Below are 11,600 nucleotides of genomic sequence, written 5' to 3'. Positions count from 1 at the left end.
CCGGATTTCCCGGTTTCCGGTAGGAATTGCTCTGTGGAGACGACATACCTGGTCCGACGGTTCACCGTCGACTTCTGTCGTACCTGCACCAACATGTGTTGTCGGTGACAAGACCCGACGCCCTTCCCCCTCCCTGAACAGGACGGGACCCCTCTCTCGACGGCAGCGCTGCCTGAATCAGCCCATCTGCCGTGCACAGATTCGAGGACACATGACCACTCTGGAACAGCCCGTCACGCTCACTTTCGACAAGCTCGGCCCGTCGTTCGGTGCCGAGGTCATCGGCCTCGACGTCGCCGCGGCGTCCGATGCGCAGATTCACGCCGTGCGCCGAGCCCTCGTCGAGCACAAGGTTCTGGTGCTGCGCGGGCAGACGCTCGACGACGCGGCACACGTCGAATTCGGTCGCAGGCTCGGCGACCTGACGGCAGGCCACCCGGTGCACGACAGCGGCCACGTCGCCCCCGAGGTCTACGCGCTCGACAGTCAGGACAACGGATTCGCCGACGTCTGGCACACCGACGTCACGTTCATGGAACGTCCGCCGTTGGGTTCGATCCTGCGGCCCGTCGTCCTGCCACCGCACGGCGGCGACACCAACTGGGCCGACAGCCAGCTCGCGTACGAATCGCTGTCCGCGCCCGTGCGTCGAATGATCGACGGGCTCACGGCAATTCACGACGGCAACCGTGAATTCGGCTACTACCTCGCGCAGAAGCGCGGCGGAAAAGGCAACGTGTGGGACGGCAAGGAAGTCACCGCGCTGGTCCTCGTCGAACATCCCGTCGTGCGGGTCCATCCGGAAACCGGCCGCAAGGGGTTGTTCGTCAATCCGGGTTTCACCTCTCACATCGTGGGTGTGTCGGAGGCCGAGAGTCGCGGGATCCTGGATCTGCTCTACGCGCACCTGACCAAACCCGAGCACATCGTGCGGCACCGCTGGCGGTTGGGCGACCTGGTGCTGTGGGACAACCGCAGCACCTCGCACTACGCCAACCGCGACTACGGCACCGAGCACCGCAAGATGCACCGCATCACGTTGCGTGGAGACATCCCCGTCGGCCCCTCTCGCTGAGAGGCCCCAGCTGAACGCGGACCCGTCGGATCGAGGAAGATTGGCTTCATGGCGTCGTGGAGTGAACGTAGGCAGCAGTGGGTCGACAGTCGTGAGGAAGCGCGCAACAACGCATCCAAGGCGGCTGCCGAGTCCGGTGAGCAGCGTCCGCCCAACGCGTGGCCGTTCATCATCGCCGTGGGCATCGTCGTCGTCTTGCTCGTCGGCATCTTCGCGGCCTCGAAGTTCGCTCCCGCGGAGGACAACGTGACGCAGGCCCAGTTGCTCACCGACAGCCTCGACGGGTTCCTCGAAGCGCAGAACACCGGTAACGCGGAGCTGCTGCGTCAGAACACCTGCTTCGATCAGGTCGAGCGCCTGATTCCGGGTGACGACGCGCAGTACCGAACCGATCGGGCCGGCGAGGTCGAGCGCAACGGCGAGACGTCCATCGACGGTGTGCCGACCGAGTACCAGGTCAACGGCGACCGCGGAATGGTCACGGTCCCGCTGAAGGAAGAGAAATCCGGAGTGCAGACCGACGACGTGTGGAATTTCGTTCGTGTGGACGACAAGTGGCTGGTGTGCAATGTCTGACCGGTACGTGTGTGATGTCGAAAAAGCGAGTGACGGAAGGCTGATCAAGTGACCTACGCAGGTGACATAACCCCGGAAGCTGCCTGGGAGTTGTTGCAGAGCAACCCCGAGGCCGTGCTCGTGGATGTTCGGACGCGCGCCGAGTGGCAGTACGTCGGTGTCCCGGACACCTCCGGCATCGACCGCCCGACGCACCTGATCGAGTGGGTCAGCTTTCCCGACGGCGCCCGCAACGCCAACTTCGTCGACGACCTGAAAGCCGCAGGCGTGGACGGCGATCGGCCGGTGGTGTTCCTGTGCCGCTCCGGTCAGCGATCCATCGGTGCCGCCGAAGCCGCGACCGCTGCGGGAATCGGCCCGTCCTACAACGTGCTCGACGGTTTCGAAGGTGCCACCGACGCCGACGGCCACCGCGGAGCCACGGGGTGGCGTGCGGTCGGGTTGCCTTGGAGGCAGTCGTGAGCGGGAATCCGAAAGGCGGGGGTTTCGACAAGCCGTTACCCGAGGGTGTGGGTCTGGGAACGCTGGGCGTTCGCGGTGGTCTGATGCGATCGGGCTTCGACGAGAACGCCGAGGCTCTCTATCTCTCTTCGGGTTTCGTGTACGAGAGTGCCGGAGCCGCCGAACAGGCGTTCACCGGAGACATCGATCATTTCGTGTACTCGCGCTACGGCAACCCGACGGTCAAGATGTTCGAGGAGCGACTGCGCCTGATCGAGGGTGCCGAGGCGTGCTTCGGTACCTCGAGTGGAATGTCGGCGGTGTTCACCGCGCTGGGTGCGCTGTTGAAGGCCGGTGACCGATTGGTTGCTGCGCGTAGCCTTTTCGGCTCGTGCTTCGTGGTCTGCAACGAAATCCTGCCGCGCTGGGGCGTCGAGACCGTCTTCGTCGACGGCGAGGACCTCGAGCAGTGGGAGCAGGCCCTGTCGGTGCCGACGACGGCGGTGTTCTTCGAGACCCCGTCCAACCCGATGCAGTCGTTGGTCGATGTTCGACGCGTCTCCGAGATGGCTCATGCCGCCGGTGCAACTGTGGTGCTGGACAACGTGTTCGCGACGCCGCTGTTGCAGCGCAGCCTCGAACTCGGTGCCGACGTGGTGGTGTATTCCGGCACCAAGCACATCGACGGTCAGGGTCGGGTGCTCGGCGGTGCGATCCTCGGATCGAAGGAGTACATCGACGGTCCGGTGCAGACCCTGATGCGGCACACCGGTCCGGCGCTGAGCCCGTTCAACGCGTGGACGCTGCTCAAGGGACTGGAGACGATGCCGGTAAGAGTGCGGCATTCGGTGAACTCCGCGCTGCAGATCGCCGAGTTCCTCGAATCTCAGCCTGCGGTGCGTTGGGTGAAATATCCGTTCCTGCAGTCACATCCGCAATACGAGCTGGCGAAGTCGCAGATGTCGGGCGGCGGTACCGTCGTCACGTTCGAGCTCGATGCTCCCGAGGGCGAGGCCAAGAAGCGTGCCTTCGAGGTGCTCGACGCGTTGCGCATCGTCGACATCTCGAACAACCTGGGTGACTCGAAGTCGCTCATCACCCACCCGGCCACCACCACGCACCGCGCGATGGGTCCGGAAGGTCGTGCGGCAGTGGGGATCACCGACGGTGTCGTACGCATTTCCATCGGCCTCGAGGACACCGAGGATCTGATCGGAGATCTGGACCAGGCCCTGAAGTAGTCGGCGCAGCGGACGAATCTACGCCCCGCGTGCAGATCCACACCCCGTTCGGCGGGCGTGGATTTCTGCGCGAGGCGTAGATGTTGTGCGGACCGGATCGAATCAGCGGTCGAAGACGCTCAGCACGGTTCTGAATTTCGCTGTGGTTTCGTCGAGTTCGGCGTCGGGATCCGAATCCGCGACGATGCCGCCACCGGCGGTGGCCGTTCCGGTCAGCCCGTCGGCCGAAAGTTCGATGCAGCGAATGGTGACCATCCATTCGCCGTCGCCGCTGCCATCGGTCCATCCGACGGCCCCGGCGTAGAAGCCGCGGGATCCCTCGACGCTCTCGATGGTGTCCATCGCCGCAGTTCGGGGCACCCCGGCGACGGCGGCGGTGGGGTGCAGCGCAAGCGCCAGGTCGAGTGCCGAGGTCGCGGGATCGGCCAGCGTTCCGACGATGGGCGTCGACAGGTGCCACAGCTGCGGAGTGCTGCTGAGCTGCGGCGACTCGGGCACATCGAGCGTCTCGCAGAACGGCGTCAACGCAGCCCTGATCTCGTCGACGACGAAGCGATGTTCTGCCTGATCCTTCGCACTCGCCGCCAACGCCGTGGAGATGCGCGCTTCCTCGTCGGGGTCGGTCGACCGTGCTGCCGTTCCCGCGAACGGATGGCAGGTGACGATATTGCCGCGCTTGCGAACCAGCAACTCGGGACTCGAGCCGACGATGTGCCCACCCGAGTCGCCAGTGGGAGACAGGTCCGCCAGAAATCCGTTGCCCATCGGGTCCCGGGAGACCAACGCGCTCAGCACCGAGACAGGGTCGATCGGCGAATCCGCGGTCACCTCGATGGCCCGCGCCAGCACGATCTTCTCGGCCACACCGGCTTTCAATTGCTCGACGACATCCCGGACTCGCTGCACGTGAACGCTCGGATCGGGAATCTGCCGCGCAACGGTCACGGTCGGCAATGGCGGGAGAGCATCGACCGTTGCCCACGGCCCGTCGAGACGGTAGAACTCCTCTGGCTCGATCAGCGCGGTGGCGTCGGACATGTCGAAAGGGATTGCGCCGACGACGTTTCGGCCGTCTCGCACCGCGGCCACTGCGTCGGCGATATCGGGGAAGCTCTGCTGCACGCCGAGGCCGACCACGTGGTGATCCTGACGGGAGAGAACGAATTCGAGAGTCATCAGAAGGGGTTCTGCGTGCGGCCCACCAGGTCTGCGACGGAATCGAGGACTTTGGTCGGTCGGTACGGGTACTGCTCGACGGACTGGACCGTCGAGATGCCGGTGAGAACCAGGATGGTCTGCAGTCCGGCTTCGAGGCCCGAGAGCACGTCGGTGTCCATCCGGTCGCCGATCATCAGCGTGTTCTCGGAATGGCCACCGATCGCACGCAGCGCCGAACGCATCATCAACGCGTTGGGCTTGCCCACGTAGTACGGCTCTTTACCGGTGGCCTTGGTGATCAGCGCGGCAACCGAACCGGTCGCAGGCAGCGAGCCCTCACGGGACGGTCCGGTGGCGTCGGGGTTGGTGGCGATGAAGCGCGAACCCTTCTCGACGAGGCGGATGGCGGTGGTGATGGCCTCGAACGAGTAGGTCCGAGTCTCGCCGAGTACCACGTAGTCGGGGCTCGAATCGGTAAGGGTGTAGCCGATGTCGTGCAGGGCCGTCGTCAGACCCGACTCGCCGACGACGTATGCGCTGCCTCCGGGTCGCTGATTGCCAAGGAACGTCGCGGTGGCGAGAGCGGAGGTCCAGATCGACTTCTCCGGAATGTCCAGACCGGTGAATGCGAGACGTGCGCGCAGGTCACGAGGGGTGCGAATCGAATTGTTCGTCAACACGATGAACGGAATCTCGTTGGCCTGCAACTCGGCGAGGAACGTGTCGGCACCGGGAATCAGATGATCCTCGTGGACGAGCACGCCGTCCATGTCCATCAGATACGTCCACTGCTGAGGCTTCTCGATTTCACTCACCTCCGTATTTTACCTACTCGCCCATTCCGCAGGCTCCACTCGCGCGTTCGGCTCGGCGGTAGGTCGGGAAAATTGTGACGTTGTCGATTTCCGGTAACGCCGAGTCGCGCGTGCGCTGGTCACGGCGTTCAATAACGGGCAAGGCAGACGTAACGACCACAGCAGCGTTGCTTGTTCGGCGACAGACGCCACTGCATTGCAGCACCTCCCGAGCTCGATTCCGAGCCGGTGTCCGTTGGCTGAGTGTTGACCCAGTGGGGATGATCGACATGAACGACGCTTTTCGCTTCGCCGCTTCGTGCAGTTCACCGAGGGAACTGATCGCCCGACTTCAGTTCGGGATGACGGAATTGTGGCCCCAAGGCGCGGCAATTCCCGTCCGCTGGCACTACATGGCAGACATGATCGATTCGGAGCGAGGCTTGCTCGTCGAATTGGACGGTGCGGTGTCGAGTCCGGTTGCGGATGTGCTCGCTGCGACGGCAGAATTGTGTAGGCAGTCGGCGACCGAGGCTGTGCCCCAGTTGGATTGGGCACTTCTTCGTCGTGCTGCGGCATGGCTCGATCGGAGTTGTTTCGAGACCGATCGTGCGCTGCTCTCGGTGGCAGAAGAAGTGGCACTGACAGGGCTCGACGGAGTGGAGCCGGACTTCTCGGTCGTGTCATGGCTGTGTCTGGAGATGCTCGCGCAGTTCGAGGCAGGCCGGGAAACAATCGACTATTGGGTCGAGCGCGCGAACCTGACGGAGCCGAGTGCCGTTCTTCACCGCGCAGGTTCGGTCCTGGAGCGGGACGAACGAAACCAGCTGTCCGTGGCCGTCTGAGTCGTCGGACAATGAGGGTCTGACCGGAACATTCTCGACCGTGTCGGTCGTTGTGCTTTGCATGACAAAAGCAGCAGTTGCAGCGTCCTACGGTGGTCCGGAAGTCGTCGAGATCGTCGAACGAGAATTACCCGAACCCTCCGAGGGCGAGGTTCTGGTCGAGCTGAAGGCGATCGGAGTCAATCCCTTCGACTTCAAGAGCTACAGCGGTGCGTTCGGCACCGACGAATCGAAGCTCCCGATCGCCCTGGGCAGTGAGGCGTCCGGAATCGTGGTGGCAGTCGGCGGCACTGTCGAGGGCCCGGGCGGTTCGATAGCCGTCGGCGACGAGGTGATCGTCTCCGGCGTGAACGGCACGTACACCGAGAAGATTCTCGCGCCCGCGCGCTTCGTGTTCCCGAAGCCGGCGAATCTGGATTGGGAGGTCGCCGCCGGGGTGCTGGCCGTTGCCGGAACAGCCTACGACGCACTGGAATCCGTCGGCGTGAAGAGCGGCGACACGGTGCTCGTGCACGGGGCTGCGGGCGGTGTCGGATCTGTGGTGGCTCAGCTCGCGACGGCGCGTGGTGCCACCGTCATCGGGACTGCTCGCGCTCGGAATCACGAAGCGCTGCGTGCCTTCGAGGTCGAGCCGATCGAGTACGGCGACGGATTGCTGGACCGCGTGCGGGCGGCCGCACCGAACGGCATCGACGCAGCCATCGACACGGTGGGCACCGACGAGGCCATCGACGTGTCTCTCGAATTGCTTACGGATCGAGCAAGATTGGTGACGACGGCAGCCTTCGGGCGGGCCTCGGCAGACGGGTTTTCGACCGTCGGTGGGCCGGCGAGCATGGAGCGTCGACGCCTCGCCTCCCCGGTGCTGCTGGAGCAGGCGGGTGCGGGGGTGTTCGAGGTGACGGTTGCCAAGACCTTCCCACTCGATGACGTCGCCAGGGCGCACGCCGAACTACAGACGGCACACCCTCGCGGAAAGTTCGTCCTGATTCCCTAGCTGTTCGGGTAACTTCACACCCTTTTTCCCGACCGATCACTCGAACTCGGGTCAGATCAAGGGTGATCGGTCGGCATAAGGGGTGTGAGGTCTCGGCCGCTCGAGTCGTCAGGCATCGCGGGGTTGTCGGCCCGGCCGGTATCGACGGCGCTCAGGCGGTCCTGCGGCAGTTCGCTCGGAAGTCTCGTCCGTCTTCGAGGTCGAGGATTCTCGTTCGGCGGCCGATGCGCTCAACACGGTGCAGCTCGATTGGGATCGGCTCCGTGCTCACGCTTGTCGGTGCAGCACTTGCGTTCCTACAACGCGATCTGGCATGGATGTGGATCGGACTGTCGGTCGGTTCTACTGGCACGAGCGCTGTGGCCGTATCGCAGTGCTTCCGAGGGACGCGAATCCGGCCAGAGCCCGCTGGTCGAAATCTCGGCCCGCCGGACCTAGTTTTCGTCTTCGCGGACCTTATCAGTTTACGATCGGGTCTCGACACGACTGGGGCACTGCTGTGCAGGCTCTACGATTGTCGGCATGACTGCCGATCCGACCACGCCCGCACCGTCGACCAGCTCGGCGAACTGGAAGAGGCGGGGCATTCTCGTCGGAGCCGGCATCGTCCTGCTGTTGATCGCCTACTTCATCCTGGCAGCGTTCCTTCCGCGCTGGTGGAGTCTGCGGGTGGAGACCCTGGCCGACCGCACGTTCACCAAGGGCATTCTGTGGGGCCTGCTGTTCGGCATCGTCTGCACGTTCGCGCCGCTGGTGTTCTTCTGGAGCGCCTGGTCGGTTCGGAAGGGCAGGGCGGGCAAGCAATTGGCGATCGGCTCGGTCATCCTGGCCGTCGTCACGGCCATCCCGAACCTGTTGACGCTCACGATCGTTCTCGGAACCAGCAACGCCGCTCATGCCGGCGAACGCACCCTCGACACCAGCGCGCCTGGCTTCCGCGGCGCTACGGCCCTCGGGGCCCTCATTGCCGTGGTTCTGTTTGCCTTGCTGGTGTTCGTGGTGGTCCGGCGGAAGCGTCGCCGCAGAGCTGCTGCTCTGTCGCAATAACTCTCAGGCGCTGCGCAATACCGTCGGTTGCGTGATGACGCGGATTCCCGGTTCCGGGTCGAAGCGATAGCCGGTTCCCCGGACCGTGGTGATCAGTCGACCGAACTGACCGAGTTTGGTGCGCACTCGGGAGAGGTGGACGTCGACACTGCGTCCGCCGTCGGAGGTGCCGAGTTCGGATCGTCCGACCACGACCCGAGGGTGCCGCGCCAGGTAGGCGAATATCTCGAACTCGGTGTGGGAGAGACGAACGCTCCTGCCGCCGAGGATCACATCGCGGGCAGGCAGATCGATCACCAGTGGAGCGTTGAGCTCGCTGACGCGTACATCGAAGCGCGTCAGGATCTTCGCGTGCGGGGCGTAGCTCTTGGCGGCACTGCGTAGGGCATCGGCGAGTGCATGCAGCTGTGGTCGAGTCAGTCCCTGCAGGGACGCCGTGCCGGAATCGGAGATGCGGACGACGACGGTCGCTTCGGTGCTCATGATGGATGGCTCCTGTGACAAGGGTGCTGCGGATGCTGGACGGATGGTCAGCGGGAGCAGCGGCAGTTCTCGTTCACAGACACAGACTCGTCGGCTATCGGCAGTTCCGCCAGGGATCCACTCACCGTGATCGCAACGGTTGACCCCGTGGCCGTCGACTCAGGATTTCGGCAACGTCATGATCTCTGCACCGTCGTCGGTGATGATCACGGTGTGCTCGCTGTGCGCGGTGAGGCACCCCGTCGTGCTCCGCAGGGTCCAGCCGTCGGGGTCGGTGACGAGTTCGGCGGTGTCTTCCATGACCCACGGCTCGAGAGCCAACATCAAGCCGGGGCGGAGGCGGTAGCCGCGGCCGGGCCGTCCGGAGTTGGAGACGTGGGGATCCTGGTGCATCGTCGAGCCGATGCCGTGGCCGCCGAACTGCATGTTGATCGGGTAACCGGCAGCACTGAGCACCGTGCCGATGGCGTGGGAGATATCGCCGATCTTGTTGCCCGGTCCAGCTGCTTCGATTCCTGCAGCCAACGCACGTTCGGTGGCGTCGATCATCGTGAGAGCCCTGGCTGGCTTGTTCTCGCCCACGACGAAACTGATGGCCGAATCCGCTGCGACGCCGCCGAGGATCACGGCCAGGTCCAGCGTCAGCAGATCGCCGTCAGCCAGCGCATAGTCGTGTGGAAGGCCGTGCAGCACAGCATCGTTGACGGAAGTGCAGATGTAGTGGCCGAAGGGGCCGCGGCCGAAGGACGGCGCGTAGTCGACGTAGCAGGACGTCGCCCCGGCTCCTTCGATGATGTCCTTGGTCCACTGATCGATCTCGAGCAGGTTGGTGCCGACTGTGGCGCGTTCGCGGACGGTTCGGAGAATTCCGGCCACCAGAGCGCCGGATTCGCGCGCGAGGGGGATCTTGGTGGGGGGAAGAATTTCGATCATGTGGAGCCTTTCGCCGTGTGCCGAACAACGATACCGGTATAAGTATTGGTGACGAGCCCGACGGCACGCATAGCCGTGAGCCGGATCGTGCGACGCTGTCTGTCGTGTCTGCTCATCCTCTCGACGATCCCGTTCGTAATTCCCTCGAGGGCCCACTGTCGCGGTTCGCGGTCCGGCGCGGACGGATCATGCGTGCCGATCCTGCGGTGTCTCCGTTTCTGGTGCACCCCGACGTCCTCGAGCCCAAGGACTGGGACGACATCGCTGCGCTGTTCGGCCCACGAACCGTCGTCGGGCTGAACGGTCCGGAACGCATACTGCCCGAGGGGTGGTCGCACCTGGAGACCTTCGGTCTGGTGCAGCTCGTCGGCACGCACCTCGAAACGCGGCCCTTCGCCGAGGCGGTCGAGCTGACAGCAGCGGACGTCCCGGAGATGCTCGATCTGGTGGGCCGCACCGAGCCCGGTCCGTTCCTGCCCCGCACCATCGAACTCGGCACGTACCTCGGTGTTCGACGCGATGGCGCGCTGATCGCGATGGCAGGCGAGCGCATGCATCCACCGGGGTGGACGGAGATCAGTGCCGTCTGTACCGACCCGGCGTTCCGTGGGCAGGGGTTGGCCACCGACCTGGTTCGAGCGGTCGGTCACGGAATTCGCGCCCGCGGTGAGGAGCCGTTCCTGCATGCGTCGGACGCGAACGTGCGCGCCATCGAGCTCTATCTCTCCATCGGATTCGAGTTGCGCCGCACCTCGCACCTGACGTTGGTGAGAACTCCGGAACGTGCGCTCGACGCCTGACGTCGGAACAGCGGTATCTCTTCGTCGCCTTGCCGTCATTGTGTGTCCACGAACAAGGTGAGGCCGGGGTTCGGTCGCGCGGGTGTTCCGGGGGCGGCAGACCGGTCGACCGCAAGAGCCCGCTCAGGGAGCGGGGGCGAGCAGGCGCTGCTCGGTGCGGTCGATGATCCGCAGGAAGGTCGCGTGGTCGCCGTAGGCACGGGCCAGGATCAGTCCGCCCTGAATCGTCGCGACCGCGTCCAAGGCACGGGCCGCCGCCTCCTGGGTCGAGAGCCCGCCGCGTTGCAGTGCCTCGGCGAGAGCGTCGACCCAGTCCGTGAAGTAGTTCCGGACCGCTTCGGCGAATGTTGCCTTCTCCTGACCCAGCGTGATCGCCGCGAACAGGCACACGCTTTCGCGGGTCATGAAGTAGTCGGTGACCTCCCGTGACATCGCCTCGATCGCACTCGTGGTGTTCTCGGTGGTGCGCAAGGGAACGAAGATCTGTTCCTCGAACCACTTGCCTACCTGCTCGAGGACCGCACGGGCCATGTCCGTCTTTCCTGCGGGAAAGAAGTGGTAGAGGCTGCCCCGGCCGAGCCCGGTCTCCTGCTGGATGACGGAAAGAGAGCCGCTCTCGAAACCACGCTTGCGAAACACGTCGGCGAGGGCTCGGACCGCATCCGAGCGTTCGAGGACAGTTCGGGCCATTACAGTCCGAGGTCACTCAGGCCGGCGTGGTCGGCGGGACGGGGGCTGGATGCATCCCAGAAGAACTTACGGTCGGACTCCGTGATCGCGACGTCGTTGATGCTCGCGTGGCGGTGCGTCATCAGTCCGTCCTTATCGAAGTGCCAGTTCTCGTTGCCGTAGGCGCGGAACCATTGTCCGGTGACGTCACGATACTCGTAGGCGAAGCGAACGGCGATCACCTCGCCCGTGTACGCCCACAACTCTTTGATGAGCCGGTAATCGAGCTCGCGGTCCCATTTGTCGGTGAGGAACTCCACGATCTCGGTGCGGCCTCGAACGAAGGTCGTGCGGTTACGCCACCAGCTGTCCTCGCTGTACGCGAGAGAGATGCGCTCGGGGTCGCAGGTGTTCCACGCGTCTTCTGCGGCGCGGACTTTCTGGATGGCCGTGGCCTCGGTGAACGGCGGAAGCGGAGGACGAGACATGTGGGCTCCTATCGAAGCAGTCGGGTGCCAGGCGGTACAGTGTGTACTGATCG

14 protein-coding genes are annotated in these 11,600 nt (G+C 64.5%); 8 read left to right on the top strand and 6 right to left on the bottom strand.

What is annotated here, in order from left to right; translation table 11 throughout:
• Positions 1-211: 211 nt before the first annotated feature.
• The 4 genes from CH256_RS14595 to CH256_RS14580 are packed head-to-tail and all read left to right on the top strand — an operon-like array spanning position 212 to position 3,333.
• Positions 212-1,075 carry a TauD/TfdA dioxygenase family protein gene (locus CH256_RS14595; RefSeq protein ID WP_094669934.1) on the top strand — a complete coding sequence of 288 codons (864 nt, stop codon included), beginning with the start codon at positions 212-214 and terminating at the stop codon, positions 1,073-1,075.
• A 48-nt stretch (positions 1,076-1,123) separates the two neighbouring features.
• Positions 1,124-1,651 (top strand): Rv0361 family membrane protein, encoded by a 528-nt coding sequence (locus CH256_RS14590; protein ID WP_094640973.1) that lies wholly within the window; start codon positions 1,124-1,126, stop codon positions 1,649-1,651.
• 48 nt (positions 1,652-1,699) lie between these two features.
• Positions 1,700-2,113 carry a rhodanese-like domain-containing protein gene (locus CH256_RS14585; protein WP_068053994.1) on the top strand — a complete coding sequence of 138 codons (414 nt, stop codon included), beginning with the start codon at positions 1,700-1,702 and terminating at the stop codon, positions 2,111-2,113.
• Positions 2,110-3,333: an O-succinylhomoserine sulfhydrylase gene (locus CH256_RS14580; protein ID WP_094669944.1), complete on the top strand. Its 1,224-nt coding sequence runs from the start codon at positions 2,110-2,112 to the stop codon at positions 3,331-3,333. The genes CH256_RS14585 and CH256_RS14580 overlap by 4 nt, the downstream gene beginning before the upstream one ends.
• A 102-nt stretch (positions 3,334-3,435) precedes the next feature.
• On the opposite strand, the gene CH256_RS14575 is transcribed toward CH256_RS14580, so the two are convergent.
• Both CH256_RS14575 and CH256_RS14570 read right to left on the bottom strand, forming a co-directional pair.
• Positions 3,436-4,509, bottom strand: a complete 1,074-nt coding sequence (locus tag CH256_RS14575) for an isochorismate synthase (protein WP_094640974.1) — start codon at positions 4,507-4,509, stop codon at positions 3,436-3,438.
• A complete protein-coding gene (locus tag CH256_RS14570; protein WP_068053998.1) occupies positions 4,509-5,267 on the bottom strand; it encodes an HAD-IIA family hydrolase in 759 nt (252 codons plus the stop codon). Before CH256_RS14570 ends, CH256_RS14575 begins: the two co-directional genes overlap by 1 nt.
• 308 nt (positions 5,268-5,575) lie before the next feature.
• Between CH256_RS14570 and CH256_RS14565 the strand changes: the two genes are divergently transcribed.
• From CH256_RS14565 to CH256_RS14555, 3 genes are all read left to right on the top strand, one after another.
• The gene (locus tag CH256_RS14565; RefSeq protein ID WP_141215321.1) at positions 5,576-6,130 is read left to right on the top strand and encodes a hypothetical protein; all 555 of its coding nucleotides are present in this window, start codon (positions 5,576-5,578) and stop codon (positions 6,128-6,130) included.
• A 61-nt stretch (positions 6,131-6,191) separates the two neighbouring features.
• On the top strand, positions 6,192-7,127 hold the full coding sequence (locus CH256_RS14560) for an NADP-dependent oxidoreductase (protein WP_094640976.1): 936 nt from the start codon (positions 6,192-6,194) through the stop codon (positions 7,125-7,127).
• Positions 7,128-7,649: 522 nt separating this feature from the next.
• A complete protein-coding gene (locus tag CH256_RS14555) occupies positions 7,650-8,174 on the top strand; it encodes a permease (RefSeq protein ID WP_068054006.1) in 525 nt (174 codons plus the stop codon).
• 3 nt (positions 8,175-8,177) lie between these two features.
• On the opposite strand, the gene CH256_RS14550 is transcribed toward CH256_RS14555, so the two are convergent.
• Positions 8,178-8,657, bottom strand: a complete 480-nt coding sequence (locus CH256_RS14550) for a winged helix-turn-helix domain-containing protein (RefSeq protein WP_094640977.1) — start codon at positions 8,655-8,657, stop codon at positions 8,178-8,180.
• Positions 8,658-8,816: 159 nt separating this feature from the next.
• The gene (map, locus tag CH256_RS14545) at positions 8,817-9,590 is read right to left on the bottom strand and encodes a type I methionyl aminopeptidase (RefSeq protein WP_094669933.1); all 774 of its coding nucleotides are present in this window, start codon (positions 9,588-9,590) and stop codon (positions 8,817-8,819) included.
• Between the two features lie 104 nt (positions 9,591-9,694).
• On the opposite strand from map, the gene CH256_RS14540 reads away from it, so the two are divergent.
• Positions 9,695-10,390: a GNAT family N-acetyltransferase gene (locus CH256_RS14540; protein WP_094669943.1), complete on the top strand. Its 696-nt coding sequence runs from the start codon at positions 9,695-9,697 to the stop codon at positions 10,388-10,390.
• 123 nt (positions 10,391-10,513) lie between these two features.
• Here the strand turns inward: CH256_RS14540 and CH256_RS14535 are convergent, their stop codons facing one another.
• Both CH256_RS14535 and CH256_RS14530 read right to left on the bottom strand, forming a co-directional pair.
• A complete protein-coding gene (locus tag CH256_RS14535) occupies positions 10,514-11,080 on the bottom strand; it encodes a TetR/AcrR family transcriptional regulator (RefSeq protein ID WP_094640979.1) in 567 nt (188 codons plus the stop codon).
• Positions 11,080-11,547 (bottom strand): nuclear transport factor 2 family protein, encoded by a 468-nt coding sequence (locus CH256_RS14530; RefSeq protein ID WP_094669932.1) that lies wholly within the window; start codon positions 11,545-11,547, stop codon positions 11,080-11,082. The genes CH256_RS14535 and CH256_RS14530 overlap by 1 nt, the downstream gene beginning before the upstream one ends.
• Between the last annotated feature and the right edge of the window lie 53 nt (positions 11,548-11,600).

The organism is Rhodococcus sp. 05-2254-6, assembly GCF_002258565.1.
In the GTDB taxonomy this organism is placed as follows: domain Bacteria; phylum Actinomycetota; class Actinomycetes; order Mycobacteriales; family Mycobacteriaceae; genus Rhodococcoides.
The sequence above is the reverse complement of the archived record's forward strand: the minus strand, read 5'-3'. Positions and strand labels throughout refer to the sequence as shown.